We start from the raw sequence: 25,183 nt of genomic DNA on the forward strand, positions 1-25,183 counted from the left end.
TTGAGGTGATTTTTGTTTGGATTTGAGCCCGAAAGCGCGGCTTGCTTGTTGCTATTGAGAATGACTTGCATTTCTGCACGCCTGCCATTACTGTTGCAAGCAATTCTCAATTTCATTAGCCGGTGACCGTGTCCGCCTACAGATTTCTGCCGGATGACCCGGTTGCGCCGATGGCGATGCCGAGGCTCCAGACCGTTCTCCTGGATCCTGCTGGTCGTGGACAAGCCACAGTTCTCGAAGTGATGGAGGGTGTTTGTCGCGTCTATTGCCCCTGTGAAGAGACGGAGGGAATGACATTGGCGTTTCTTCAGTCGGGAGATCGGCTGCGGACCGACCGTCTGTGCAGTGACGGGGCCTGCGTTGAGGCCTTGACGGCACTGAAATTCCGTCGTGATGCCGTTGGGGAGGAAGAGCGGGGAGTGGATGCGGTGAATGAATGGACACTGCAGCTGCTGAGAGTTCGCCACCTTGGTCAGGCTGAACAGCGTTTGCATGCATTGCTCGCCTTGCTTGTCAACAGACTTGGCCTGCGCTGTAGTGACGCCTTCCAATTGCCGTTTCGGTTAACCCATGATCGTTTTGGTGAGTTGATTGGGGCAACGCGAGTCACCACAACCAGGCTGCTTTCGAAATGGCGACAAGCTGAGTTGCTTGACATGAGTGGAGGCGATCTTGTGATGCGCTTCTCTCCAGAACTAATTGAAAGCTCACCGCTTAGCTTTTGAATGAGGATGAAAGATGGCTGACAGCGTTCTTGGGAGTCTTTGTCGAGAAGCCGAGTGCATCTGGCGAAGGAGGATCGACATTCGTCGAGCACAGCAAAGATGCTTCAATATTCAGCTTGTTCAACGGCTTCAGAACGAGTTTGACTCTCTCTCGTTGCGAAGTCTTGAAATTCAGAAGATATCTGTATTTCTAAAAAGGCAAGCAGGAATGGAGTGTTTGTGTTTGTCTTTATTAGATGAAATTATTCGCCGCTCTCTGTTGGTTTCGAGCCAGCAGAGCATGGCGAGATCCTGACATCATTTAAACTTGCAATTCCAGTGAAGATTGGTGTAGCAAAAATAGCTCGATGCTTCTCGCCGGGCTATTTTTGTCTGCTTGGACTGAGAAGTATTTCGGTAAAATGTTGAGAGAACAATTGTTCATATGTTACCTCCATATACAGCGATTGTTTCTTTTTCTTGAGCGCGAAACTTGATAATACAGTTGTCGTCCTTGGACGGGACCGACAGCCCCAAACGAACTGCCTCCGGTCTTGATGGTTGATCGGAGGTGGGAGGGGTCTGTATCGTTTTGGATCGTCGTTTCGCTTCGACGAACCCAACAAAGAATCTTCCGCCACAGGCCTTGGGATCAGTGGCAACATCACTTGATAACTCGAGCGGAAATAATGAAATTGGTTCACGTCCCCGAACCGAGCCGAGAGTTGGAGCGACAACCCTCTCGGTAGCGATCACCATCAAATCTCAGCACTCAATCAGCCTGGAGTGCTGAGAGATCGCTACGAATCTGCTCAATGTCGTACCTAGATGATCTCCTAGAGTGATCGATTCGTCACGAACGTCTAGTGCATCAAACGTGTCGCCGAATTGATTCAGCAGCCACAATACAAAAGTCATCCTGTAGTGGGATTGACAGCCCCATATGCACCCGACCTTGTCGTTGGTGAATCGGCAGGGTTGGAAGGGGTTGTTTGGATTGGGATTGTTTCCTTTATTTGAGGAGAAACCCTATTAACAAATTTTTTTTAGATAATTAATGATCATTTTATTGATGGAATTAAATTTTACATGAATATGTTCATGGCTTGAGTATTGCGCCGATTCCCTCCTAAACTTTCATCCTGTACGCCGGCATTATGGTGCTTGCAGGTAAAGAAGTGCTTGAGAAATTTGTAGACTTCATCGAGTCGGACCCTCAAGAACGTAAAATTTGGCTTGCCAGAGTGCGAGAAGCGGGTTTTGATCAAGCTCTTTCAGAGTTTCGTCAAAGCAAGGTTAATAACTTCGATTAAACACATTGAGTCAACAACATCATCCTAAAAGCTATTTGTTGTTGTTAAAAACTTTGGCTTGAGCTCCTTATCGCCTCCATCCGTTGATCGCGACTTGACATGGAAGTGCGTCGTTCATTACAAGTATCATGATCATGTTTTCTGCGTGAGGTTTGTTCGTCACCCAGAATCTTCTGGCAAGCAGGAAGCCAATGGCCTTCACCATTTTTTTTGCAACATCCACGGGCAAAACAGAGGATATCGCTGATCGCCTGAAGGATCTTCTCCCAGGAACGGAAGCCAAGGATGTTGATAACATCAGCTCCTCAGACGAGTTGGTTTCGGCCGAAGCTCTGATCTGTTGCGTGCCGACTTGGAATACCGGTGCTGATGAAGCTCGATCTGGAACAGCATGGGATGATTATGCCCAGGAGATTCCTGGATTGGATTTTGCGGGCAAGCCAGTCGCGATCCTCGGTCTGGGAGATTCCTCCGGGTATTCGGATTTCTTTTGTGATGCGATGGAAGAACTTTATACCGCGTTCTTGCAATCCGGAGCCAAGTTGATTGGCAAAGTTCCTACTGATGGATATACATACGATGACTCTAAAAGTGTTATAGATGGCAAATTCTGCGGTCTGGCAATCGATGAAGACAATGAGTCAGAAATGACAGATGAACGTCTCAGCAACTGGGTGAAACAGATTCAATCGGAAGCTTGAATTAACAATTAAGAAGATTAAGCGCCCTGAAATAGGGCGCTTTTTTATTGATGAACCCAATCGAGACGAAAATTCTTTCTTTGATTAAGAAACCGATCAATTGCCATCGCTGCAATACATCCATCTGCGCAAGCGACGACAGCCTGCTTGAAAGGTGTATTTCTAATATCTCCAATGGCCCAAACGCCAGAAATTTCAGTCATCATATTTTCATCAACACAAACTCCTCCTTCCGCATTTAATGTTACCTGTCCATGCAAAAAATCTGTGATTGGGAGATTGCCAGTTGAATAAACAAAAACACCTGTTGTATTCAGTGAGATGGTTTCACCCGAACTTTTTTGTTTTAGCTCAACGGAATTTACGCCTTCGTCATTTCCCTGGATGGCCACCACACTTGTTCTCTCCCATTGCCGAACATTTTCAGCACTATGTAGGATGTCAACTCCATTCAAAGAAGTACCGGGTTTTTTGTTAGTAATCCAATGAACGCACGAGGCAAACTTGGTGAGAACCAGTGCTTCGTCGATGGCTTCTTGATTGCTTCCATAAACGACGACTTCCTGATTCTTGTAAAAAGCACCATCGCACGTCGCACAATAGCTAACACCTCTGCCTAGGTATTCATCTTCGCCGGGAAGTGTTGATGTTCGACCCATCGCACCAGTTGCTAAAACCAGTGTTCTGGCTTTAAAAGTACCCTCAGGAGTGTAGACAGTTTTGATATCCTCATTGGTTTCAACGCCATAAACTTGCGTTTGGACATATTCGGTTCCGTAACTTATTGCCTGATCTCTCATCAGTTGCAATAAATCAGCACCTGAAGTTTCTCGACTTACTCCAGGATAGTTTGCAATTTTATGAGTGATTGCCAGAGCTCCTACCGCTGGATTTTTATCGAGAATGCAAGTTTTTAAGGAGGATCTGGATGTGTACAGAGCACAGCTGCATCCCGCTGGTCCACCACCAATGATGACAACATCATAGTGGAGATTTTCGTTTTCCATCTAAGGATCTTAGCGTGCAGTGAGCGAGTTGGTCGGAGCTACGTCTGGGAATGAAGATGTTGGAATCATATCGAGGAAAGCGTTGATCTTCTTGGCGGTTAAAGCTGGCTTATGAAAATGGAAGAAATGCCTTCCAGTATCAACTGAATCGTAGTGATCACCAAGTTTTAATTTGCTATTCCAACGTGTTTTTGCGGCTTTATCTACAACAAAATCGTGATTTCCATTAATTATTAATGTAGGTACTTTTGGGGCTTGCAGGTGACCGCTTAGGCTGTTTGAAAACAAAGAACTGATGACAAAATCACAATCTAGGCATTTTGCCATTAACTTTGCGAGAGTTGCGATGATTCTTTGATCATCAACATCAAACAGCTTTGAAGCCAAATTTGCAAGGATCTTGTCTCTGCTGCAAGGTAATTGACCTCGCATTACATGATAATGCGAGGTCCAGTGGTTGGCATTATTTGTATCGACTGATAAGAGAGTAAGAGAGCTCAAAATCTCAGGATATTGTTGTGCAAACAAGCAGGCTATGGTTCCGCTAATCCCATGAGCAACCACATGAGGGCGTTGTTTCGAGGAAACTATCGATTCGCGCAGGAGGTTGTGAATTGTGTCTATGGTGCAAGCCTCATCAGGGTCGTGCTGAAATGACCATCGCTTAACTCTTCTGGACGCTGTTAGAAGGCGGACGAGGCGACAGTTAAATCCATATAGGCTGGGCTGAATATCCAACCAAATAATCTCTGGACTACCCATGTGGTGATGTTTTAGAGATTGTCGGATTTTTGCCCATTTCCAGATTGAAGGAAACTACATCTCCTTGCCTTAAAAGCTACATTCGCATCCGTGCAATGAACCTAGATTCAGCACGTTTTTAGTTTAATTTTTTTTGTTTTGACTTGACGTTTCAGCGAACAAACCAAACGCTGCTCCACGGGATCAGCGTTGGCCTCAAGCTGTGTCAGATCTGAGAATGTTTCTTCTGTGATGCTTTGGAAAGTCACTGCATCAAGGTAAATACCAACTATTTTGGATTGGTTGGATGCTGTCGACGTTGTTGTTGCCAAGGTTTTTAAGGCTTTGTCTTTTTATTGAATGATCTCCATCGTCCCATTGCGACAGCCCATCTGATGTAATCAATGATCGCCTGCTCAGTAGTTTCCTTGCTCTCTCGATGCTATCGATGAACAAGCTCTGATGTCATCACTTTTTAGAATTGAATTAGTCCTACAACTTGTATTTTAGAGGTTTTATGCTTATGAATGAAACACTCAATAGTTGGGATATGTGGATGCGTGAACTTTCTAAATTGCCAATGGTCAAACCTGAACACATTTCCTGTGACTCAATGACGATCGATATGACAACTCTAGCCAGCTCTAGATGCCTTCTCCGTTCGCCAAGAAGCGAATTCAGGGACAAGTAAAATCGCCTAGCTTCAATCGGCGTGGTATAAAAAAACTCCTCCCTCGAAGAGGGAGGAGTATAAGCGAGACTATAAAATCAGTTCAGCTGATTTTTGCTGTTTCCATATTTTCAAACGCTTGAGAAACGCTCTTGAAATTGAATCCCATACTCCTAAGAGCATGCCAGAAATGCCCCTGGAGGAAGAAGAACGCAAGGTAGAAGTGAGTATTCGCAAGCCACGCTCTTGCTGTATGAGCATTACCAGCCAGTGTTACCGTGTCGCTGAAATATGGCGAGAAAGCAAAGTTAAGCTTGAGGGCTTCACCATAAAGTTCGGTTGGGTAAATTGTTGTATTTTGTGCACACCAGATACTGGTCACAAACCCCATCAGTGCAATTCCAGCCAAGGAATAGGAAAGAATCGCTTCACCGGAGAAAATCAAGACTTTTTTAAATGGTCCAAAGGGGCTTGAAATAATGTGCCATACACCACCAATCGTCAGAATGAAAGCAAGAACAGCGTGTCCTCCAATTACATCTTCCAAGCTGCTGATCGACAGGAAATTAGTCTGGTAACCCCAAACCATTGCAAGATCAATGTTTGGTTCAACTTTGCGTACTGCGCCGATTGCAGTGTCATAGATGCCATGACGCTGCGCCCATTCAACAAATGCGATGACCCCTAAGCCAAGGAAGATCAGATGATGGCCCAGAATGAAGGTCAGTTTTTTTGGATCATCCCATTCAAAGTGGAATTTGCTGGCTCGACCCTCCGCTTCTGATAAGTTTTTCGGCGCTCGCAATGTATGCCAAATGCCTGCAGCTCCAAGCACAGCTGACGAGACCAGATGAAATGCAGCTATTGCGATATATGGTTCTGTATTGATAATCACACCACCTTCACCAAGACCGAGTCCTAAGCCTGCGAGGTGAGGAAGAAGAATCAACTCCTGCTCTCCCATCGGTACACCACTGTTGTACCGCGCTAGTTCAAACAGTGTGAATGCGCCGGCCCAGAACATGATGAGGCCAGCATGAGCCGCATGAGCGGCAATGAATGAACCTGAGCGTTTGGCTACTCCTGAATTGCCTGCCCACCAGTCATACGAGACTGATGGGTTTCCATAGGACTGCATGAACGAGAGTGTCGGGCATAAAAAGAGTAAACATCCATGCTGCTTCTCTCATTGGTCAGTTCACATTTCTTTCTGGCACTGAATCAAATTACGCGTTCGATCTGCTCTTTTATACTAATCAATGTGACACATATTCCTTGCAACGATTAATATTTTATAACTTAAAAATGTGCTTTAATTACTTACAGAGCGTCAAAAATGCTACATCTGCCTCTTTAGGATTTTTGTCCTTGTTTGCCTTCTCAAGCTCAAAGAAACAAACTCCATTGCGAGCTGGCCCCAAAAGAATTACAGGACTCGCTGTCAGGTTTCTATCGTCGAGATCGGCCTTGTTTGTTGATCAGATAAAATCTAGTAAGGTGATTTTTGCTTTTTCACCACAATTCCTCTTCGCAGTTGGTTCGCACTACTAACTCTGAAGTAGCATAAGATACGCAAAGCAAAGAGTAGCCTTCTTTCAATTGTTCATCATCAAGGAAGCTTTGGTCTGACTGATCCAATGTTCCCGATATGATTTGCGCAACGCATGAGCTGCATGCCCCGGCCCTGCAGGAGTAGGTCATATCGATACCTGCTTCTTCGGCTGCATCAAGAATGTATTCATCATCTGGACATTCAAATTCTCGCATTCCAAGTGGAGTATGAAGTTCTACCTTGAAACTTTTCATTATAATGAAAATTCATCGTCGTACGATATACGTTTGTTTTCCTTTTTACAGTTGCATGTTCAACCTTCCTCGGAAAATAGCTTACCTCCGAACTTATCAAATTATACTAATTTCAAAAATTATGGTTTGCAAGGCATTAATTCTTAGAGGGATATTTGAATCGTCTGCTTGCTAAGTGTGTTAAATCTGGTCGTATTGGCCTGGGGCATTCTTTTAAGCTAAAAAAGTCTTAAATCAATTATGTCTGACAATTCTTTGCGAGTTTCTCATCGTTTAGGCCCTGTCCATGGATGGCGTTCAAAGCGGCTTAAAATTGCTGTTGCGCTAAGGAAACAAGGTTGGACATACAAAGCAATTGGTGAACATCTTTATATCCACCCAAAATCAATCATGCGTGACATAAAATGCTACGTGATTAAATCGCGTGAGAAAAAAATGTTACAAGAAGTCAAAGGATAAATTTCGAGTAGGAATCTCTGCTTGGAGCTTTGTTGGTCCTAGAGATTCTTCTTCGGAGGGGTAATTCCAGTGTTATCTTTGAGTGAGCTTCAACGAATCGTGAAGATTGCATTTGACAGATTAACGATCCCAACTGTGGCAAGCACAGAAATTATGCTTACACTCACAATCCATATCTGATAATAGACACCAGTTGGCTTTTCGTAAATCCATGCATTAACACCTATTTTCCTTGAGCTATAATTTAAATGTTCTTCTATAGACATCATTAGCCCTTTTTTTATGAGCGTATCCCTCCATATTTCGCCATATCTAGGCAGTGCTTGATAAACTGGTATTTCGCCAGTGGCACGACCAGTAATGCGACGATTTGTCTGGCTTGGAACACGATCATATCCAAATTTATTCATATATTCTTCACTTTCTAGGAGATAATCAACATAATTTGAAAAACCAATTTCTGCTATTTTTACTGCATAGGATCTTACTTCACTATCGGAATAGGTGTATCTGCCGAGGGCCCTTCCAATGACTTGCTTAACTACACGCTCATTATTATTACACAATACATATTTTTGGTAGAAGTAATCGGAGAGAAGAAGACCTCTGATGAAGTCTCGAATTGTTATGCTTCCATTGCGCAGCTGAGATTCTAAAAATTGATCGCGGTCTGATTGAAGAGGGCTGAATAAAATCTGCTTATAACATTTTTCGATGGTTGCTTCTATTGTTGATATTCTATCTGAAGGGTCAAATTTTTCTTTTTCTGCATTGAGTGTTAAAACACGCGAATTTTGAGTTTTCAGCTCGAACGGCAACGTTGGTAAGTTGGATTTCATACGGCGGGAGAATCGTCTTAACAGTAGGCCTTCTCGTCCAGAATCTGCTTGGTTGTGAATGCCAAGCAAATTATTTGCAAGCATTTTGTATAAAAAGTCAATCAGTAGTTGTTTAAAGAGCGTGGCGGCTGTTTCATTCGCTTCTCCAGTAATTTTCAATGATTTTGTACAAGTTTATTCTTTGAAAAATAATCCACCTGATTCGCTTTGTTTTAAAGTTGAGCCGGCTGATGTTTTCCTTGGCTTAATTCGTTATCGATGATGAGTAGAGCAGAAGGATGATTGTCTGCGAACCGAACACGTCCTAGCAAATGAGCAAACTCATGCTCGGCCTGATTTTGCTTTTCAATCATAGGATCAAGAAATACAGTTGTCCTGATGTCACTACTCCGTTCAGCCATTGCATAAAGTTGCTGAAGAGATGTTGTAAGATCTGATTCCATTAGGAAGGATGTTGCCACAGTATCTTCTATTGAGGTCCAAGACTGTTTTGGACGTTCGAGTGAATCAAGCTGGACCGTTTGCCCTCTAGAAATAAGGTATTCGCCAAATTTTTCAGCATGAATATGTTCATTTTTTGATTCTTCGCTGAAATAGCTTGCAAAACCTCTTAACTCTCTTTCTGCACACCAGATCGCAGCTGCAAAATAGGCAACATGTGCCTGCCGCTCCTGGTTCAAATGATGCTGAATTGCATGGAGAAGATCACTCTCCATCGCCTCCGCAATAGCTCGTCCGGATGGACCCAGCAGTAGGTCCACCGATGATTGAATCGATGGTTGTGGGGTCGGCATTCAATATTCTGCCCATTTGGGCGATATAAGTGTTTAAATGATACCGCTTGCCGTGCACCGCCGCATTGCTGTTGTGAGATTTGCACCATCGATTGCGATGTCCATTCTCAATAAAAAATAAGGTTGTAATCCACAATTAGATCACAACCTTAATTTCTCTTTCCGTTATTTCTGAATGGAGTTAGAACTTATTTCCAACCACTTGCCGCCATGATTTGTATGGCTTTTGGTTGTGTTTTGCCCAGTTGGCTTATCGATACATTATCTGGATTGAATTGACCAAATGCTTTTAACTGACTTGCATTCCCAAAACCTTTCAAAGGATATTCATAGGTTGGCCCTGAAATCTCTCGGCTTCCTTTCGCTGAAGCCAAATACTCGATCAGTTGTATGGCTTCTGATTTGTTTTTTGCTGACTTTGCCATTCCAGCTGCACTGATATTGACATGTGCTGGGTTGGGCATGATCAATTTGATTGCATTACCCAGCTCTTTGTCCTTTGCACCAGTTTTCCCTGCCTGCATTCTCGCTAGGTAATAGTGGTTAACCACACCAATACCACATTTTCCTTGACCAACAGCACGAATAAGGGAAACATCACCACTGAAGAATGGCTGCCCTACGTTGGCGACCATTCCTTTGACCCATTGTGTTGCTTTGGCTTGACCTTTCAGGATGATTTGGTCAGCAACGAGTGATTGGTTGTAGACGTTTTTGCGCTTACGAAGACATAATTGCCCTTTGAATTCAGGCTTTGCCAGGTCTGCGTATGTTTTGATTGAACTGGGATTAACTTTCTTTGGATTAACGATGATGGCACGAACACGTCGGGTTAATCCAAACCATCTGTTTTTTGGATCTCGGTACTTAGCTGGCACATCTTGTTGTAATTTTGTAGATTGAATTGGTGCAAGCAGCCCTGCATCAGCTGCATTATTAATCCGAGCAGCATCCACCAGCAAAATGACATCAGCTTTGGAATTGGAGCCTTCACGCTTAAGGCGTTCCACAAGCGAAATTCCTGTCGCTTCGATCAAACGAATTTTGATCCCAGTATTTTCACTAAAGGCTTTAAATACCTGGCGATCGGTGTTGTAATGGCGCCCTGAATAGACCCTTACCTCACGGGCACGTGAAGCCGAAGGTGTTGCGATCCCAACAGTGAGGAGCAAACCAGCTGCTGCAAGAGAAAGTTTTTTCATTCTTGTTAAACTCATACTTTTCAGGATAGTTATCGGGGCGGAGCTGCCAGTGATATTTGCACAACATAACTGTATATAATGTACGTGCTGTCCTTGGCTACGATCGCACTTAAGGTCTGTTGTCTATGGATATTCTGAGCACGTCTTTGCTCCACGCCGACGAGGTTGCACAGCTTGGTGATCTCTTGATCTCAGATGAAAGTTTGTGGCTGGACGGTCGTTTGACCGCAGGTGAATTTGCGGCAAAAGTAAAAAGCAATAAACAGCTGAATCCATCCTCCAAGGAATGCGAGAAGGCAACTCAAATTGTTTCAAGTAGGCTAAAAGCTCATCCCCTGATCAAGAGTTTTTCTCTCGTTCGCAGGGTCCATTCCATTTTGTTTTCGCGATCCGAGGTTGGCGATGGTTATGGATGGCATGTCGATAATCCTTTTGCAAAGCTGGGGCGCCGTGATTTGTCCTTCACTTTGTTTTTAACGGAGCCGTCATCTTACTGTGGCGGTGAACTTGAAGTTCAAAATATGCAGGGATCTGATTCCTACAAACTTGCTGCAGGTGAGGTTCTTATCTATCCAAGTACTGCCCTTCATTGCGTTCGAGAAATCACTTCTGGTGTCCGACTTGTCTGTGTTGGCTGGATCGAGAGTTATGTCCCCTCCCACGAAGATCGGCTTCTGCTTTTCAATCTTGATGCTGGTGCCAAGGGCCTGCTGGCCCGCCATGGTCGTTCAGCCGAATTGGATCTCATCTACCAGGCCTATGCGAATGCCGTTCGCAGGCTGGCCGGCTAATGATGTGACTTTTATTACTCAGGCTTGTGCGAAATGACTTTACTTAAGTTTTGAAGTCTGTCGATAATGTGGTATTGCATTGGCATCTATGGCTAAAGCTTCACCTGTTTCCATCTTCTTAGCAGCGTCTTCGCTTTTACTTGCTTCAAGTACAACTACGCTTTCCTACGCGCAAGATGCGGGTGGTTTAAAAGAGTGGAATACGGATCAGGGTGTTGATGAAAAGAGCACCCTCGATCAGGATGCTGAAGCTTTACAGAAAAAAGCTGAAGAGGAAGACATCTGTGTACCCATTGGTGAGGGTGAAAACTGCTGGTGATTGATACGTTCTTTTTTCACTGATTTCAAAGATTATTGGTTTGACTTGCAAAACGTAATGGAGTCAAAAAAAAGGCGCCAATTGGCGCCTTTCTATTTTGTTTCGATTGTTTAAATTAGAACTTGAATGAGGTCTTCACAAGACCACCAAGTTTGTTGGCACCGTCAACTTGCTCCTGACCCTTGGCATCATCAACCCAGAAGATTGCTGGGGTCACTGTGATGTTGTCGGTAACGCGGAAATCGTAATAAGCCTCGATGGCGAAGTTGGTGTCGTCTGGATAGCCCTGGCCCTTTACAGCTGTGGCATAGCTCGAGTAGGAGCCGAAGCCCAGGCCCAGCTTATTGCCTTCCATGAAGGCATCCTTCCAGTTCAAACCAACCAACCAGCCTTTGACGGCTTCAGAGTTACCGTCATATTCGCTCTCGGCCCAGCCGAAATCAATACCGGCGCTGATCGAAGGAACCCAGCCGGAATCATCAGGAGACCAGTAGCCGCGCAGGCCAACGGCGCTCAGAGGATGGCCAAGGTCCTTAGCCCTGGGAGTGGAATACCCCATCGCTGCTTTTGCCCCCGAACTGATACTGCAGGTTTCTACGCCTGCTTCGTCGGTAACGCAGACCTCTTTTTGTCCGGCATTTTTCAACGCATACAGAGCAGAGATGTACCACTTACGGTTTCCATAACCAATTTGGCTCAGGAAGTAAGCATCGGTATTTTCGCCGAACATGCCTTCCTTGGAATCGCCCTTGGCTCCATCGCCACCATCAGCAACGTAGTTGGCTGCCGCATTCCAAGCTGCTTCACCTGGAGCCACGTTCTGGCGCCATTGGACACCGAAACCTTGACCTGTGCTGGCACCCATGACCGCACCGTATCCACCCAGTTTGAAAGCTTTCAGGATCGGCTTGTAACGGGTCGGTGTTTCGACCATGTAATAGTTCTCGATGAGTGCACCAACAGTGACTTTGAACTCACTGCCCATCGGGAAGGTGTACCACATCTTGTCGACCTTCAGAGTGTTGTCACCACCCTTTGCAGCCGCTAAATAAGAATCGCTCTGGTTAAACGGGTTGGTAGCGCCGTAGTTACCCGCACGCAGACGGGTGTAAAGGAGATCCTTACCGGTGAAGGATGTGTTCAGATTCAGGGTGGAGCGATAGGCGAAGTTGAACGCATCGCTAGTGCAGGAGCCCGGTGATTCGTCGTTGCACTCATCCCGGTCGTCGTACTTCACAGCGCCCATCACCCAGGTGGCCGAGCCTTTGAGCTTGGTGGTGGTGGAGAACTGGGTGGCTTCCAGTTCGCCGACGCGGGCTTCCAGACCGTCAACGCGGCCGCGGATGATCCCCAGCTCACGCTCGAATTCCTTGATCAGACGAGCAAGATCGTCAGTTAATTCAGTGACACTGTCGAGGCAGGAGTTCAGCAGAGCGGCAGCCTCGTAACGGGTCATCGCCCGGTTGCCGCTGAAGCTGCCGTTGGGATAGCCGGCGACGCAGCCGTAACGCTCGATCAGGTTGGCCAGTGCCTGGTAAGCCCAGTCGGTCGGGTAGACGTCAGAAAACTGGGTGATGCTGGTGACCTGCTCAATGTCTTCGTCGGACGCGTAGTCCGACACGCCGTTGATGTTCAGGTCAGCGGCGTTGGCCGCCACAGGAGCCAGAAGGCCGAGAGCGGCAGGCGCCACCAGCAGCTGCTGGAAGAGTTTCATGAGGTTCCTCACACAGGAATGCCCCCTACGGGAGCCTATTTATTTTGGAGAAGAAAAAAGTATCGACAAGAACAAACGACGTCTTATGGTGTGACTTTTTTTACAATAATTCAGTGCAAAAAAGAGGGCACCCTGGTTACCCTTTCTTGTTTGGCGTGAGTCATCCGATGGCCACAGCCACAGGCAACAAATTCTTTATAGTTCTCGGGTGACATCGTCAATGGTCGAATGACGTCCTGGTAAGTGACAAATGTTTCCCCTCAATGTTCGCCCCGTTTTGTTTAACGAAGCTTGTTGCTGGGTGCAACATGTCATCTCTCTGCTGGTATCATTTGGTAAGAGCTTCCAGGTCTGATGGCTGACCAATTGTCTTTTGAAAAAAGGGAAGTCAGTTTTAAAACACAAAAGAAGAAGAGCTGCAAAAAATCTAAATGTTCCAAGTGGAAGGGCGGATCTTGTCGCTGTGGACGCGGATAGCCTTTAACTTCTGTGTTGTGCTTCTTAAATATTCAGTTGGCATGTTATGGCATTTTTCATTTCATCAATTTTAATGAGTTCTTGTGACCGCATTTTGCTTATTGCTCTGCTGACCGTAGATCGCGTCGTACCTATGATCTCAGCGATGCGATGATGCGACAAAAGAAATTCGAGTCGAAAACCTTCGGTTGTCCTCTTCCCGAAGCGTTCGATGAGGAGTTTGATCAGTGCTGTCAGTCTTTCGTCGGCTTTTGAGGGATGTCTAATGATGTAAAGCTCGAAAAGCCACTGTGATAAGAAGTCCTCTTCGTCTAGATTTGGCTGTGTTTCTTGGCTGATTTCTAAGCAGACGTCTGTAACAGCTTCAATCAAAAGCTGATAATTCCTGGGTTGGCGAAATGTTCCGCATTCTGCTGGTGACATCAGCGCAAGCGTCGCTTCGATTTGCGATTCGCTTTTTAATGTTGCAAGTCTCAGAATGCCGCTCTGAACATCAATCTTCAGCCAATGCTGAGACGTCCCCTGAGGCAGCACCAGTGATTGCATCGCCTTAAGGCGAATCGGCCTGCGCTTCTCCGGGAGCCGGGACGGTGACGTGCTCATTGAGCGGCTAGTTCGTAACAATTTATACGCCAATTTGAATTATTTTTTTGCTTCTCATTGCGTTGTCGTGGGCTGAAAGTGAATCCCATGGTTAAGCTTTTCGGCCTGATCTCATGGTAACAGTGCATATTTCTTTGAATCTTTTACCTGTAGCTTGTTTATCTCACTGGCGATCCGGGTTGTTATTTTTTGATGTGTCAGGGTGCATCTGCTGCGCGTAACCAGAGCGTGGAATCGATATCAATTTGTTGAAGCGTCTCCATGTGCTCATCTGTCATCGCTTGCGCTTCGGCGTCAGCGCCGCTGAGAGATAGCGCGGAAATTCTTCGTATGCACCAATCGCTCAAGGCATTAAGCCTTAAATGACGTCTGAACTCAATTGTCTGATTGGACTCCAAAAGTCGAGCCTTTGTGATCGTTGGAATTTAATTGATACGTATGAAAGTTGTCTTTTAAATCCCTACGTCTGCTCGTGATGCTTGCTACAGGTTCAACAGACTCTCAAAATGATACCAGCCTGTCATGCCTAGGGCTCTGATCGCGACGGTTTTTTTTGAGGGCACCATTTTCGTTCGTCAGCTGTAAGTCATTCCAATTTTTGATTTGCTGTCGTTTGATGTGTTCTTTGGCACAAATCTGTTGAGCCTCCCAATTGGCATATCTGTACGGGGTAGCCCCTCATCAAGTCGTTTTCAGTGAGTTGATTCAACGAATTGAAGAGCCGTCACGTCTGAGGGCACTGTCATTCCCGCCTCAGGTTCATGGGGTGTTGTCCATTCGCAGCCCCCCTCTGGCGAAAAATGCGAATGCCATGGGGAGATCAAATGGTTCTTTGTTCGGCGCATGGGTGGTTCATCGTCAGGAGTAGGTGTCACTCCGCGACATCCGTGGATGGGGTCTTCAGCTCTTGCGCTCTTGGCCCAACCCGTAACGGAAGAGTATCTGTCTCCTTGAGAGTCGAATGGCTGTCGTGTGGCTGCTCCGAGGGGCTTATCAGTGTTTTTGGCTGCCTGGATACCCCCTTGGCGTTGCCATCCGTCCGTTAATGAGGTACGTGCTGCTGTTCCCGACCAGGACCAATGTGAGCATGTCGATACTCACAGGATCGAGAGCGTCCAGCGTCGTCAGGCTCACTTTCTCATCCACGCGCCCCAGTTGATGGGCAACGGCGACTGGTGTCGATCCATCGCGCTTGTTCAGCAGCAGCTCTCGAGCACGACCGAGCTGCCAATCCCGCCCTTTTGATCTTGGGTTGTAGAGCGCGACCACGAAATCCCCCTCGGCTGCGGCAGTCAGGCGCTGTTCGATCACAGGCCAAGGCGTAAGCCGATCGCTGAGGCTGATCGTGCAGAAATCGTGCATCAGCGGCGCGCCAACCCGTGCAGCGGCGAGCTGAAGGGCCGAAATCCCTGGATGAACCTCAAAACTGGGCCTTGCTTCCTGAGGCTGTTGCAACCAAAGCTCCAGCGCCAGCCCCGCCATGCCGTAGATCCCGCTGTCACCAGAGGAAATCAAAGCAACCTTTGCGCCTTGCTGTGCCATGGCCAAGGCCTCCTCACACCGGTCCCATTCACGTGTCAGTTGCCCTTCGATGCGCGCTTGATCGATGCGCCGCAGTGGCTCCAGCAGGTCGAGATACAGGCTGTAGCCAACCCAGGCCACGCAACGCGTTAGGGCATGGCGAGCATCAGTGCTGAGCAGCGAAAGGTCACCCGGCCCACTGCCGATCAAATGCAGTTCCCCGCGTTGTGGGGCATGGGCCTCTTGGGAGATTGCGATGGCGACGGTTGCGGCTCCCTGTTCTCCGCATGCAGCCCGTTCGATTCGTTTGATCTGGCGCAACTTCCCCGTTTGCCCTGAGGCCAGAAGTGCTGCCGCTTCGGCGACAGACGCGGTTCCCATCTCGTCGCGAACCCGTTCCGAGGGTGTTGGTACAGCGACCTGGTTGAGTTCCTCAGCGCAGAAGGTCCGAAATGTCCACTGGCGTTGCTTGACCAGAGTGAGCAAGGCTGCTTCATCGGCTTTGCGATCGGCGCTGGCGATGCCAGCTACGGCTTCAATGGCCACCTCGGCCTGCTCAAGTGCCTTGTCAACGGCGCGTTCCACAAGTCTGAGGCTTGTATTGCGTTCACATCCCACCCCGATCCAGGCACAGGCGGGATGCCATCGACAAGCACTGTTCTGATCCGGGCCGATGCTGAGTTGAGCTGTGCTGTTGTCGGTTTCGGCCAGGAGGGGATGGTTTGCGCTGTCTCTCCATGGCGTAAGCCCGCTGTTTTGTTCGATTGTTGCCATCTGCCCACGGGCCTGCTGCTGCATGAGCTGTCTCCAGGCCTCTGTCCGACCGCCTCGCTTCCAGCCCCATGCCTTACCGAATTGATCCAGGGCTAGCCGCTGCTGGCTTGCCGCCGCCCCTGTGAGAACAGCTTCTCCGCCGAGATCAGCTGCATATTCCCGAGCCAGTTGTTCGGCGCCGCTGGAGTGGCCGCCTAGGAGAGGAATGATCCACTGGCCTTTGGGATCGAGCACAAGCACGGCCGGATCGTGATCCTTCCCCCGGAGAAGCCGTGAAATCAGTCGCGTAACGGCGCCAGCCGCTCCGATGAACAGGATCACGTTGTCCTGACTCCAGTGCGTTTCCAGGGCTTCGGACCAGTTCCCTTCTCCTGGACCGAGCGTGTCGATGGATCCTTTCCGCTGCAGTCGCTGCAACAGCGGCAGGCTGGCAGGCGACAGCCCGATGGCAAGCGTTCTGCCCGGGGAAGGTTTTGTTAATGCAGTCAGCTCGGCTCTCTCAGCTCTTCCTCTGATCTTCCCAGGCTGGATCCCGGTTCGTTCATCGATGTCGGGGAGGGCTCGGCCTGTGGCTCCTCGTTCTGATCCGTGTTGGGATTTGCAGCAGCATTCCTTGGATCAGTCTCCGAAGCATGGTTTTGATCGATGCCCTGATCAATGGCGGGGTCAGGGGGTACCAAGACACCCTGCGGGTCTTTATCAGGGAGAACAGACGAGCTGGAGATCTCCTCCTCCGAGATGGCTGTGTCTGAATCGCTAGCAACCGCTGCATCGTTCCCCGCTGCATTGGAAGCGGCTAGCTCCGGTGCAGCTTCATCCAAAGCATCTTTATCTGAAGTATCTCTATCGGAAGGGGCCGCATCGAGAGTGGTGGAGACATCGATTTGAGATTGGTCTGAATCCACAACCTCGGCCCCATACCCGGTCTCGGTTTTGAGTGCCTTGTTCAGAGGTTCACCGCTGAGGTGTGCCAAAGCGTTGTCACTCAGGCTGCCCTTCAACCAGGCGGGACGATCGCCCGGGGGCGCTGGCACATGCAAGAGACGATTGTTGAACACGGGTGTGATCGGCTCTCCAAGGGCGTCAAGCAATTCCATCTGGACTGTGAGCTGATCGGAATCCGTTGCTCCCTTGAGCCAGATCGACTCCTGTTGGTTCAGGCGGATGCTCTGACCATTCACGCTCAGTCGAAGGGTCCAGCGTTGGTCATCTGCGCGCAGGTTCTGCAGGGGTGCATTCCAGATCAGCCAATCGAGAAGCAGGGGGTCGCCGCGGTGCCACGCCGTTGGAGCGATCGGTACCAGCCAGGGTTCATGGCGGCCAGGCTGCGTGCCGATCAGTTTGTCCCAGAGATGGAGACGCCAGTTGATTGCTGCCCCAGGACGTTTCACCGCTTCACCCCAGGGATAGGCAGCCCAGGCACTGAAGCGATGGCTTCCAGGTTGGAGATCCTCGACATCGAGATGGACGTTCCCGTCATCCAGAGACTTCACCAGCACGGGAGGGCGGTCGTCGATTTGAACTGCCACATGGGGGCCGATCTCTCGGTTCGCTTTGTTGATGTCTGGCTCGTCGCTATCGGGGGTGTCGATGTCGGGCAGGTTGAACAGTGGCCAGTCCTCGACCTGAAGAATCAGATGAATGTGATCCGTTGTGAGGAGCGCATCATCCGCTGGCGACACGAGCCGAAGCGTGGGGTGTCTCTTCTCGAGACGTTTCTGAATGTCCTGGACGGCGTCAGGTGGAGGAACTTCTTGCAGTCGGTTTTTGGGTGAGCGTTTCGAAGAAATTGAGCGGCTCTCTTGGCCTGGCCAGCGAAGCCAGGCCAACTCTGTGGCCTGGAGGGATGCCAGGGGAGTGAAGAGGATGACAAGGGCTAATAGCCCTCCGAGCATTGGCCTTGCTCCCACCCGGGCCATGACATTCCGGCGAATTCCCCCATTCTGGACAGCGACCCTCCCCTATCCAATTGTTCTCATTCAGAACAAATATTTTGAGTTAAAGGTATTAGTAAAAACTCCTGAATCAATGTTTTCAGTTGAGGACCAGCCTTCTGCAGACCGCAGGCTGTGACTGGCCATCGATCGGATTGAACCTTTGTAACTCGGGGGCGAAGAAGGTCATCCTCCGCCTCTATGCTTTCGCGAGAGGTCCCCTTTTCGGGGCCCAAAGCTCCAGCTCGCGGAAAGGGGTTTCCCTCGAACGCAAGTTGTTGCCCGGCAAGTCAGGCCTTTTGGCCCTATGCGCCGGGGCCCCGTCGGGTTTCGGCCCGCCGGAGGGGTGGCCCACCACCTCGATCCCGTCCCTCGAGGAACGACTCGATGACCATCAGCCCACCAGAGCGTGGGAACAGTGCGAAGAGCCAGGTCGAGAAGGTCGACAATCCAGCGACCTTCGAGCTGTTCGGAAAGCCCGGACACTTCGACCGAGCCCTCGCCAAGGGTCCCAAAACCACAACCTGGGTTTGGAACCTCCACGCCAACGCTCACGACTTTGACGCTCATACGAGTGACCTCCAAGAGGTTTCTCGGCGGATCTTCTCCGCACACTTCGGCCATCTGGCCGTCATTTTCATTTGGCTCAGCGGTGCCTTCTTCCACGGCGCTCGCTTCTCCAATTATTCCGGTTGGCTCGCCGATCCCACCCACGTGAAGCCCAGTGCTCAGGTGGTGTGGCCGATCTTCGGCCAGGAAATCCTCAATGGGGATATGGGTGCCGGCTTCCAAGGCATTCAGATCACTTCAGGCCTTTTCCACGTCTGGCGTGGATGGGGCATCACCAGCGAAACCCAGCTCATGGCTCTGGCCATCGGTGCGCTTGTGATGGCCGGCCTGATGCTCAACGCTGGTGTTTTCCATTACCACAAGGCAGCTCCGAAGCTGGAGTGGTTCCAGAACGTTGAGTCGATGCTGAATCACCACCTGGCAGGTCTGCTGGGTCTCGGTTCACTGTCCTGGGCTGGCCACCTCATCCACGTATCCGCTCCAGTTAGCAAGCTGATGGATGCGATCGACGCCGGCCAACCGCTGGTGCTCGATGGAAAAACCATCGCCACCGTGGCGGACATCCCCCTGCCGCACGAGTTCTTTAACCAGGACCTGCTGGCACAGCTTTATCCCGGCATCGGTGCGGGGATCGGAGCCTTCTTCTCAGGCAACTGGGCTGCTTACAGCGACTTCCTCACCTTCAAAGGTGGGCTGAATCCTGTCACGGGCAGTCTCTGGATGACCGATATCGCACATCACCATGTGGCGATCGCCGTCCTGTTCATCGTTGCCGGTCACATGTACCGCACGAACTGGGGCATCGGTCACTCCATCAAGGAGATCCACGAAGGTCAGAAGGGTGATCCCCTGCTGTTCCCGGCTCCCAACGGTCATGACGGTCTCTATGAATTCCTGACGACCTCCTGGCACGCCCAGCTGGGCCTGAACCTGGCGATGCTCGGCTCGCTGAGCATCATCGTGGCTCAGCACATGTACGCCATGCCTCCGTATGCGTACATCGCCATCGATTACCCGACACAGATCGGTCTGTTCACCCACCACATGTGGATCGGTGGATTCCTGATCGTCGGTGGCGCCGCTCACGCGGCGATCGCCATGGTCCGCGACTATGACCCCGCCAAGCACATCGACAACGTGCTGGATCGGGTGCTCAAGGCGCGCGACGCGATCATCAGCCACCTGAACTGGGTGTGCATCTGGCTCGGAGCCCACAGCTTCGGCCTGTATATCCACAACGACACCATGCGTGCCCTGGGCCGTCCCCAGGACATGTTTAGTGACTCGGCGATTTCGATTCAGCCGATCTTCGCCCAGTGGATCCAGAACGCCCACGCAGCAGCAGCCGGCAGCACCGCTCCGAACGCCCTTGCCGGCGTGAGCGAAGTGTTCAACGGCTCTGTTGTGGCCGTTGGTGGCAAGGTCGCCGCTGCGCCCATGCCGCTCGGCACGGCCGACTTCATGGTGCACCACATCCACGCCTTCACGATTCACGTGACGGTGTTGATCCTGCTGAAGGGTGTGCTCTACGCCCGCAGCTCCCGCCTGATTCCAGATAAAGCCAACCTGGGCTTCCGCTTCTCCTGCGACGGCCCCGGCCGTGGTGGCACCTGCCAGGTGTCTGCCTGGGACCACGTGTTCCTGGGTCTGTTCTGGATGTACAACTCCCTGTCCGTTGTGATCTTCCACTTCTCCTGGAAGATGCAAAGTGACATCTGGGGGACCGTGAATGCCGATGGTTCCGTCGCGCATATCACCAATGGCAACTTCGCCCAGAGCGCCATCACCATTAATGGCTGGCTGCGTGACTTCCTGTGGGCTCAGGCCGTTCAGGTGATCAACAGCTATGGCTCGAACACCAGTGCCTATGGCCTGATGTTCCTCGGAGCCCACTTCGTCTGGGCATTCAGCCTGATGTTCCTGTTCAGCGGCCGTGGCTACTGGCAGGAGCTGATCGAGTCCATCGTCTGGGCTCACAACAAGCTGAAGGTGGCTCCTGCCATCCAGCCCCGTGCGCTTTCCATCATCCAAGGCCGTGCCGTGGGTGTCGCCCATTACCTTCTGGGCGGAATTGCGACCACGTGGGCCTTCTTCCACGCCCACATTCTTGTGGTCGGCTGACTTCACCTGACCTTTCCCTCTAATGGCAACGAAATTTCCTTCGTTCAGCCAGGGTCTGGCCCAGGACCCGACAACCCGCCGCATTTGGTACGGGATCGCCACGGCTCACGACTTCGAGAGCCATGACGGAATGACGGAGGAGCGCCTCTATCAGAAGCTCTTCTCCACTCATTTCGGTCACCTTGCGATCATCGGCCTGTGGGTTTCGGGCAACCTGTTCCACATCGCCTGGCAGGGCAACTTCGAGCAGTGGGTCGCCGACCCTCTGCACGTGCGCCCTATCGCACACGCAATTTGGGACCCTCACTTCGGTCAGGGTGCCATCGACGCTTTCACTCAGGCGGGAGCGTCTTCACCGGTGAACATTGCGTATTCCGGTTTGTACCACTGGTGGTACACGATCGGCATGCGCTCCAACGCTGAGCTCTATCAGGGTTCCATCTTCATGATGATCCTGTCGGCCTGGGCTCTATTTGCCGGCTGGTTGCACCTGCAGCCCAAGTTCCGTCCCTCCCTGGCTTGGTTCAAGAACGCTGAATCACGTCTGAACCACCACCTCGCCGTTCTGTTCGGCTTCAGCTCAATCGCCTGGACCGGTCATCTGGTTCACGTCGCTATCCCTGAAGCTCGCGGACAGCACGTCGGCTGGGACAACTTCCTGAACGTGCTTCCCCACCCCGCAGGTCTGGGACCCTTCTTCACGGGTAACTGGGGTGTCTACGCCGAAAACCCCGATTCTCTGAATCAGGTCTTTGGTAGCTCCGAAGGAGCCGGCACTGCTATTCTCACCTTCCTTGGTGGTTTCCATCCCCAGAGTGAAGCGCTCTGGCTGACGGACATTGCGCACCATCATCTGGCCATCGGTTGCCTCTTCGTGATCGCAGGCCATATGTACCGGACCAATTTCGGTATCGGTCACTCCATCAAGGAGATCCTCGAGACCCATAACCCACCCAAGGGCACCCCAGGTGACCTCGGAGCTGGCCACAAAGGTCTCTACGACACCATCAACAACAGCCTGCACTTCCAGCTCGGCCTCGCCTTGGCTTCCCTCGGCGTTGTCACCAGCTTGGTGGCGCAGCACATGTACTCGATGCCCTCGTATGCCTTCATTGCGAAGGACTACACAACGCAGGCAGCTCTGTACACCCACCACCAGTACATCGCCATCGCCCTGATGTGCGGTGCCTTCGCTCACGGCGCGATCTTCTTCATCCGTGACTACGACCCCGAGGCCAACAAGGACAACGTCCTTGCTCGGATGCTCGAGCACAAGGAAGCGATCATCAGCCACTTGAGCTGGGTCTCTCTTTTCCTGGGTTTCCACACCCTCGGCCTCTACGTCCACAACGATGTGGTCGTTGCCTTCGGCACTCCTGAAAAGCAGATTCTGGTGGAACCCGTCTTTGCCCAGTTCGTCCAAGCTGCATCAGGCAAGGCGATCTACGGCTTCGATGTGTTGCTCTCGAATGCACAAAGTTCCGCCAGCCTGGCCTCCCAGAACATCCCTGGTGACCACTACTGGTTGGATGCCATCAATGGCAACACGGACGTGTTCCTGCCGATCGGCCCAGGCGACTTCCTGGTTCACCATGCCATCGCTCTCGGTCTGCACACCACCACCCTCATCCTGGTGAAGGGTGCCCTGGATGCCCGCGGTTCCAAGTTGATGCCCGACAAGAAGGACTTTGGTTATTCCTTCCCCTGCGACGGCCCTGGCCGTGGCGGCACCTGCGATATCTCTGCCTGGGACGCTTTCTATCTGGCTGTCTTCTGGGCTCTGAACACCGTGGGTTGGTTGACCTTCTACTGGCACTGGAAGCACCTGGCGATCTGGTCCGGCAACGTGGCCCAATTCAACGAATCCAGCACCTATCTGATGGGCTGGTTCCGCGATTACCTCTGGCTCAACTCCTCTCAGTTGATCAACGGATACAACCCGTTCGGCAGTAATAACCTGGCCGTCTGGTCCTGGATGTTCCTGTTCGGTCACCTGGTGTGGGCCACCGGATTCATGTTCCTGATCTCCTGGAGGGGATATTGGCAGGAGCTGATTGAGACCATCGTCTGGGCCCACCAGCGCAGCCCCATCGCGAACATGATGGGTTGGCGTGATAAGCCTGTTGCTCTCTCGATCGTTCAAGCCCGTGTTGTCGGACTAGCCCACTTCTCCGTTGGCTATGTCCTCACCTATGCGGCCTTCCTGATCGCGTCGACATCAGGCAAGTTCGGTTGATTCATATCTGACCCACTGGTCTGATTCACGAGTCGTTCACTTATCCCGCCCAGTGATTGGGCGGGTTTTTTTATGTCTTTGAGTGCTTTTTCGGTGGTTCTGTGGGTTCTGTGATTCGCAGGTGGTAAACCAGAAAAAACGGGCCTAATCGGTCCGTTGCACAGTTTCAGGTCGGCTGGATCGCTTAAAAAACAGACACCACCGGGAACAGTTCATTCACATCGTCCTGGGCGGATGGTTCAGTGGACCGGTGATGGGCATGACCGATACCAACAACGAGGGATTTGTTGTTGTTGCCGCCTGAATATTGCAGATCGTTTTTGCTTACTTTTTTAACCCCCACTATCTTGGCGAGAGTGTGGTTGCCTTTGTTGGTCTTGATGAACGTGTTGCCATTGCTTTTGGTGACCTTGATATCACCTTTGCTCTATCCGCCCACAAGGATAATGTCCTTGCCTTTTGTACGAGAGTCCTTGATTAAGGCTGTTCCGACCCCGTCAAGGTAGACATAGTCTTTCCCTTTGCCGCCAACCATCGAGCAATCGTATCTGCAGCTTTGCCAAGTTGTTTTTGGATGCTGCTTGGTCTGTAATCATCCAAGTCAATATCAATATCAATATCAATATCAATGTCATGGATGACATCGTCCAAGATATTGTTGACGCCATCTTGGATATCGTCCAGACCATCTATGACTTTGTCGGGAACGAAACTCATGAATCAATATCGGTTGGACCGCTCCTTCCTTAGCCAATCAAGCAACCTTCGGGTGCATGCCGCGGGTGCCATTCCAAAACAAGTAATTTTCGTACCAACCCTGTCGGTCTGCTTTCTGCCTAACATCCCGTCGTCGCTGGCGAGCGATGCTGGATCAATGGAGTTTGTTAGTGCGCAATGTCGGCGAATCGAGGGGAAGTTTCGACACATTCGACAGTGAACTTCAACTTAAGAAGCGACAACCGTCCGTTCTCAGCCTTGAACCGGCAGAGGCTGGGGTCCCGATCAATCTTCGCTTGCTGTTCTGGCCGGACAATCCCCCTCAGCACCAAGATCCTTTCCAAGGGGAACCTGTTCGCCAGATCAATCAGTGCTTCTATCAACCGGATGATGCGCTGACATTTTTCCCAACAGGGAGTTTCAGTCGCGGCACGTTCCAGGTGGCGCCCTGGTCCCGAGTGATCTCGGAATTCTGCTGTCTTTTCCAGGATCGCCGCCATCGGTCTTGTGCTCACTTGGGATGCTTCCGGTCGATTTGACAATGCGGTGTTAATCCGGGAAATCCGTGCTGGCTCCACTGCTGTGCATCAACCTGCACTGTGTGTGACTGATCTTGTCGGGGCCTGGCAGGGAGAGGAGGTTGCGGTGAGTCGACCATGCGGAGCTTTTTCCTCAGAGGTGGTTCTGCAGCGGCGATACGACAGCGGAGGCGGATCGGCGATCATGCGTCAGAGGGTGCTTCATCGGGTGGTGCGTTGAGCATTGCGGCGCTAGCTAAAGAACCCCTTCGTCCTTTGTATGACGGTTGTCTTGAAAGCCTTTCCCTCGCTTGTCACAGCTTTCGTGCTCACATCACTCAGTTTGTTGGACCCCGGAAAGGCCGACACACGCAAAGTGTTTTGTCATCTGAATGTGAAATCGTCCGTTATCAAACAAACGAACCAGGCAGCCCGTTGTCAGTTCAGTCAGTTCCAGGGCAATGCCTACGTGGTGATGTATCCGAGCAACCGTTCTCCTCTGGAGTTTCAGTTCCCTTCCGCCAAGCAGGGGATGACTTATGAGCGCAGCAACCATGAGGGTGGGATTCGCTTCATTACTCCTGTGCTCACGCTGAAGGTCTTCTGGGAAGATCCGGGCACGAGCCATCGTTTCTGATCACCTTGCTTGAGG

Annotated in this window: 24 protein-coding genes; 11 read left to right on the forward strand and 13 right to left on the reverse strand. The window is 50.5% G+C overall.

Annotation, left to right across the window (positions count from 1 at the left end; all coding sequences use genetic code 11):
• Nucleotides 1-176 precede the first annotated feature (176 nt).
• The 3 genes from SIB64_RS04475 to fldA all read left to right on the forward strand — a co-directional run bounded on the left by SIB64_RS04475 (nucleotide 177) and on the right by fldA (nucleotide 2,718).
• The gene (locus SIB64_RS04475; RefSeq protein WP_413442872.1) at nucleotides 177-725 is read left to right on the forward strand and encodes a Crp/Fnr family transcriptional regulator; all 549 of its coding nucleotides are present in this window, start codon (nucleotides 177-179) and stop codon (nucleotides 723-725) included.
• Nucleotides 726-1,861: 1,136 nt separating this feature from the next.
• A complete protein-coding gene (locus tag SIB64_RS04480) occupies nucleotides 1,862-2,017 on the forward strand; it encodes a hypothetical protein (RefSeq protein ID WP_413442100.1) in 156 nt (51 codons plus the stop codon).
• Nucleotides 2,018-2,208: 191 nt separating this feature from the next.
• Entirely contained in the window at nucleotides 2,209-2,718 is a 510-nt protein-coding gene (fldA, locus tag SIB64_RS04485; RefSeq protein WP_413442873.1) for a flavodoxin FldA, read from the forward strand.
• Nucleotides 2,719-2,762: 44 nt separating this feature from the next.
• Here fldA and SIB64_RS04490 read toward each other — a convergent pair whose 3' ends face one another.
• The 8 genes from SIB64_RS04490 to SIB64_RS04525 form a co-directional block, all read right to left on the reverse strand.
• Nucleotides 2,763-3,725 (reverse strand): NAD(P)/FAD-dependent oxidoreductase, encoded by a 963-nt coding sequence (locus SIB64_RS04490; protein WP_413442101.1) that lies wholly within the window; start codon nucleotides 3,723-3,725, stop codon nucleotides 2,763-2,765.
• A gap of 9 nt (nucleotides 3,726-3,734) precedes the next feature.
• The gene (locus SIB64_RS04495; protein ID WP_413442102.1) at nucleotides 3,735-4,487 is read right to left on the reverse strand and encodes an alpha/beta fold hydrolase; all 753 of its coding nucleotides are present in this window, start codon (nucleotides 4,485-4,487) and stop codon (nucleotides 3,735-3,737) included.
• A gap of 107 nt (nucleotides 4,488-4,594) precedes the next feature.
• Nucleotides 4,595-4,798, reverse strand: coding sequence for a hypothetical protein (locus SIB64_RS04500; protein WP_413442103.1), 204 nt, complete (start codon nucleotides 4,796-4,798; stop codon nucleotides 4,595-4,597).
• A gap of 441 nt (nucleotides 4,799-5,239) precedes the next feature.
• Complete coding sequence (locus SIB64_RS04505; protein ID WP_413442104.1) at nucleotides 5,240-6,274, reverse strand: chlorophyll a/b binding light-harvesting protein; 1,035 nt, start codon at nucleotides 6,272-6,274, stop codon at nucleotides 5,240-5,242.
• A gap of 374 nt (nucleotides 6,275-6,648) precedes the next feature.
• Nucleotides 6,649-6,942, reverse strand: coding sequence for a 2Fe-2S iron-sulfur cluster-binding protein (locus SIB64_RS04510; RefSeq protein ID WP_413442105.1), 294 nt, complete (start codon nucleotides 6,940-6,942; stop codon nucleotides 6,649-6,651).
• A 548-nt stretch (nucleotides 6,943-7,490) separates the two neighbouring features.
• Entirely contained in the window at nucleotides 7,491-8,399 is a 909-nt protein-coding gene (locus SIB64_RS04515) for a phycobilisome rod-core linker polypeptide (RefSeq protein WP_413442106.1), read from the reverse strand.
• Between the two features lie 53 nt (nucleotides 8,400-8,452).
• Entirely contained in the window at nucleotides 8,453-9,034 is a 582-nt protein-coding gene (locus SIB64_RS04520) for a ferritin (protein ID WP_413442107.1), read from the reverse strand.
• Nucleotides 9,035-9,222: 188 nt separating this feature from the next.
• A complete protein-coding gene (locus SIB64_RS04525) occupies nucleotides 9,223-10,236 on the reverse strand; it encodes an extracellular solute-binding protein (RefSeq protein WP_413442108.1) in 1,014 nt (337 codons plus the stop codon).
• A gap of 125 nt (nucleotides 10,237-10,361) precedes the next feature.
• On the opposite strand from SIB64_RS04525, the gene SIB64_RS04530 reads away from it, so the two are divergent.
• Together SIB64_RS04530 and SIB64_RS04535 are read left to right on the forward strand one after the other, a co-directional pair.
• Entirely contained in the window at nucleotides 10,362-11,027 is a 666-nt protein-coding gene (locus tag SIB64_RS04530; RefSeq protein WP_413442109.1) for a Fe2+-dependent dioxygenase, read from the forward strand.
• An 88-nt stretch (nucleotides 11,028-11,115) separates the two neighbouring features.
• The gene (locus SIB64_RS04535; RefSeq protein WP_413442110.1) at nucleotides 11,116-11,346 is read left to right on the forward strand and encodes a hypothetical protein; all 231 of its coding nucleotides are present in this window, start codon (nucleotides 11,116-11,118) and stop codon (nucleotides 11,344-11,346) included.
• Between the two features lie 115 nt (nucleotides 11,347-11,461).
• Here the strand turns inward: SIB64_RS04535 and SIB64_RS04540 are convergent, their stop codons facing one another.
• The 4 genes from SIB64_RS04540 to SIB64_RS04555 form a co-directional block, all read right to left on the reverse strand.
• Nucleotides 11,462-13,060, reverse strand: coding sequence for an iron uptake porin (locus tag SIB64_RS04540; protein WP_413442111.1), 1,599 nt, complete (start codon nucleotides 13,058-13,060; stop codon nucleotides 11,462-11,464).
• Nucleotides 13,061-13,561: 501 nt separating this feature from the next.
• Nucleotides 13,562-14,083 (reverse strand): Crp/Fnr family transcriptional regulator, encoded by a 522-nt coding sequence (locus SIB64_RS04545; RefSeq protein WP_413442112.1) that lies wholly within the window; start codon nucleotides 14,081-14,083, stop codon nucleotides 13,562-13,564.
• A 1,050-nt stretch (nucleotides 14,084-15,133) separates the two neighbouring features.
• Entirely contained in the window at nucleotides 15,134-16,852 is a 1,719-nt protein-coding gene (gene cobJ, locus SIB64_RS04550) for a precorrin-3B C(17)-methyltransferase (RefSeq protein ID WP_413442113.1), read from the reverse strand.
• A 68-nt stretch (nucleotides 16,853-16,920) separates the two neighbouring features.
• A complete protein-coding gene (locus SIB64_RS04555; RefSeq protein ID WP_413442114.1) occupies nucleotides 16,921-18,354 on the reverse strand; it encodes a hypothetical protein in 1,434 nt (477 codons plus the stop codon).
• Between the two features lie 402 nt (nucleotides 18,355-18,756).
• Here SIB64_RS04555 and psaA point away from each other — a divergent pair, with 402 nt between their 5' ends.
• From psaA to SIB64_RS04570, 3 genes are all read left to right on the forward strand, one after another.
• Nucleotides 18,757-21,060, forward strand: a complete 2,304-nt coding sequence (gene psaA / locus SIB64_RS04560; protein WP_413442115.1) for a photosystem I core protein PsaA — start codon at nucleotides 18,757-18,759, stop codon at nucleotides 21,058-21,060.
• 22 nt (nucleotides 21,061-21,082) lie between these two features.
• Nucleotides 21,083-23,296 (forward strand): photosystem I core protein PsaB, encoded by a 2,214-nt coding sequence (gene psaB, locus SIB64_RS04565; protein ID WP_413442116.1) that lies wholly within the window; start codon nucleotides 21,083-21,085, stop codon nucleotides 23,294-23,296.
• A 307-nt stretch (nucleotides 23,297-23,603) separates the two neighbouring features.
• On the forward strand, nucleotides 23,604-23,777 hold the full coding sequence (locus SIB64_RS04570) for a hypothetical protein (RefSeq protein ID WP_413442117.1): 174 nt from the start codon (nucleotides 23,604-23,606) through the stop codon (nucleotides 23,775-23,777).
• Here the strand turns inward: SIB64_RS04570 and SIB64_RS04575 are convergent.
• On the reverse strand, nucleotides 23,774-24,013 hold the full coding sequence (locus tag SIB64_RS04575; protein ID WP_413442118.1) for a hypothetical protein: 240 nt from the start codon (nucleotides 24,011-24,013) through the stop codon (nucleotides 23,774-23,776). The genes SIB64_RS04570 and SIB64_RS04575 overlap by 4 nt on opposite strands.
• 146 nt (nucleotides 24,014-24,159) lie before the next feature.
• Here SIB64_RS04575 and SIB64_RS04580 point away from each other — a divergent pair, with 146 nt between their 5' ends.
• Genes SIB64_RS04580 through SIB64_RS04590 form a run of 3 tightly spaced genes read left to right on the forward strand, consistent with a single transcriptional unit; the run spans nucleotide 24,160 to nucleotide 25,168 of the window.
• Entirely contained in the window at nucleotides 24,160-24,552 is a 393-nt protein-coding gene (locus tag SIB64_RS04580) for a DUF3598 family protein (RefSeq protein ID WP_413442119.1), read from the forward strand.
• 7 nt (nucleotides 24,553-24,559) lie between these two features.
• On the forward strand, nucleotides 24,560-24,772 hold the full coding sequence (locus SIB64_RS04585; RefSeq protein WP_413442120.1) for a hypothetical protein: 213 nt from the start codon (nucleotides 24,560-24,562) through the stop codon (nucleotides 24,770-24,772).
• A 39-nt stretch (nucleotides 24,773-24,811) separates the two neighbouring features.
• Nucleotides 24,812-25,168, forward strand: coding sequence for a hypothetical protein (locus SIB64_RS04590; protein ID WP_413442121.1), 357 nt, complete (start codon nucleotides 24,812-24,814; stop codon nucleotides 25,166-25,168).
• Nucleotides 25,169-25,183: the final 15 nt, after the last annotated feature.

The organism is Synechococcus sp. MIT S1220 (assembly GCF_047303025.1).
Classification (GTDB): domain Bacteria; phylum Cyanobacteriota; class Cyanobacteriia; order PCC-6307; family Cyanobiaceae; genus Parasynechococcus.

Excerpts from the sequence above, each read along its gene's own strand:
- SIB64_RS04475 (WP_413442872.1), top strand. The coding sequence starts at position 177 with ATGCCGAGGCTCCAGACCGTTCTCCTGGATCCTGCTGGTCGTGGACAA.
- SIB64_RS04480 (WP_413442100.1), top strand. The coding sequence starts at position 1,862 with ATGGTGCTTGCAGGTAAAGAAGTGCTTGAGAAATTTGTAGACTTCATC.
- fldA (WP_413442873.1), top strand. The coding sequence starts at position 2,209 with ATGGCCTTCACCATTTTTTTTGCAACATCCACGGGCAAAACAGAGGAT.
- SIB64_RS04490 (WP_413442101.1), bottom strand. The coding sequence starts at position 3,725 with ATGGAAAACGAAAATCTCCACTATGATGTTGTCATCATTGGTGGTGGA.
- SIB64_RS04495 (WP_413442102.1), bottom strand. The coding sequence starts at position 4,487 with ATGGGTAGTCCAGAGATTATTTGGTTGGATATTCAGCCCAGCCTATAT.
- SIB64_RS04505 (WP_413442104.1), bottom strand. The coding sequence starts at position 6,274 with ATGCAGTCCTATGGAAACCCATCAGTCTCGTATGACTGGTGGGCAGGC.
- SIB64_RS04510 (WP_413442105.1), bottom strand. The coding sequence starts at position 6,942 with ATGAAAAGTTTCAAGGTAGAACTTCATACTCCACTTGGAATGCGAGAA.
- SIB64_RS04520 (WP_413442107.1), bottom strand. The coding sequence starts at position 9,034 with ATGCCGACCCCACAACCATCGATTCAATCATCGGTGGACCTACTGCTG.
- SIB64_RS04525 (WP_413442108.1), bottom strand. The coding sequence starts at position 10,236 with ATGAAAAAACTTTCTCTTGCAGCAGCTGGTTTGCTCCTCACTGTTGGG.
- SIB64_RS04530 (WP_413442109.1), top strand. The coding sequence starts at position 10,362 with ATGGATATTCTGAGCACGTCTTTGCTCCACGCCGACGAGGTTGCACAG.
- SIB64_RS04535 (WP_413442110.1), top strand. The coding sequence starts at position 11,116 with ATGGCTAAAGCTTCACCTGTTTCCATCTTCTTAGCAGCGTCTTCGCTT.
- SIB64_RS04540 (WP_413442111.1), bottom strand. The coding sequence starts at position 13,060 with ATGAAACTCTTCCAGCAGCTGCTGGTGGCGCCTGCCGCTCTCGGCCTT.
- SIB64_RS04545 (WP_413442112.1), bottom strand. The coding sequence starts at position 14,083 with ATGCAATCACTGGTGCTGCCTCAGGGGACGTCTCAGCATTGGCTGAAG.
- SIB64_RS04555 (WP_413442114.1), bottom strand. The coding sequence starts at position 18,354 with ATGGCCCGGGTGGGAGCAAGGCCAATGCTCGGAGGGCTATTAGCCCTT.
- psaA (WP_413442115.1), top strand. The coding sequence starts at position 18,757 with ATGACCATCAGCCCACCAGAGCGTGGGAACAGTGCGAAGAGCCAGGTC.
- psaB (WP_413442116.1), top strand. The coding sequence starts at position 21,083 with ATGGCAACGAAATTTCCTTCGTTCAGCCAGGGTCTGGCCCAGGACCCG.
- SIB64_RS04575 (WP_413442118.1), bottom strand. The coding sequence starts at position 24,013 with ATGAGTTTCGTTCCCGACAAAGTCATAGATGGTCTGGACGATATCCAA.
- SIB64_RS04580 (WP_413442119.1), top strand. The coding sequence starts at position 24,160 with ATGCTGGATCAATGGAGTTTGTTAGTGCGCAATGTCGGCGAATCGAGG.
- SIB64_RS04590 (WP_413442121.1), top strand. The coding sequence starts at position 24,812 with ATGACGGTTGTCTTGAAAGCCTTTCCCTCGCTTGTCACAGCTTTCGTG.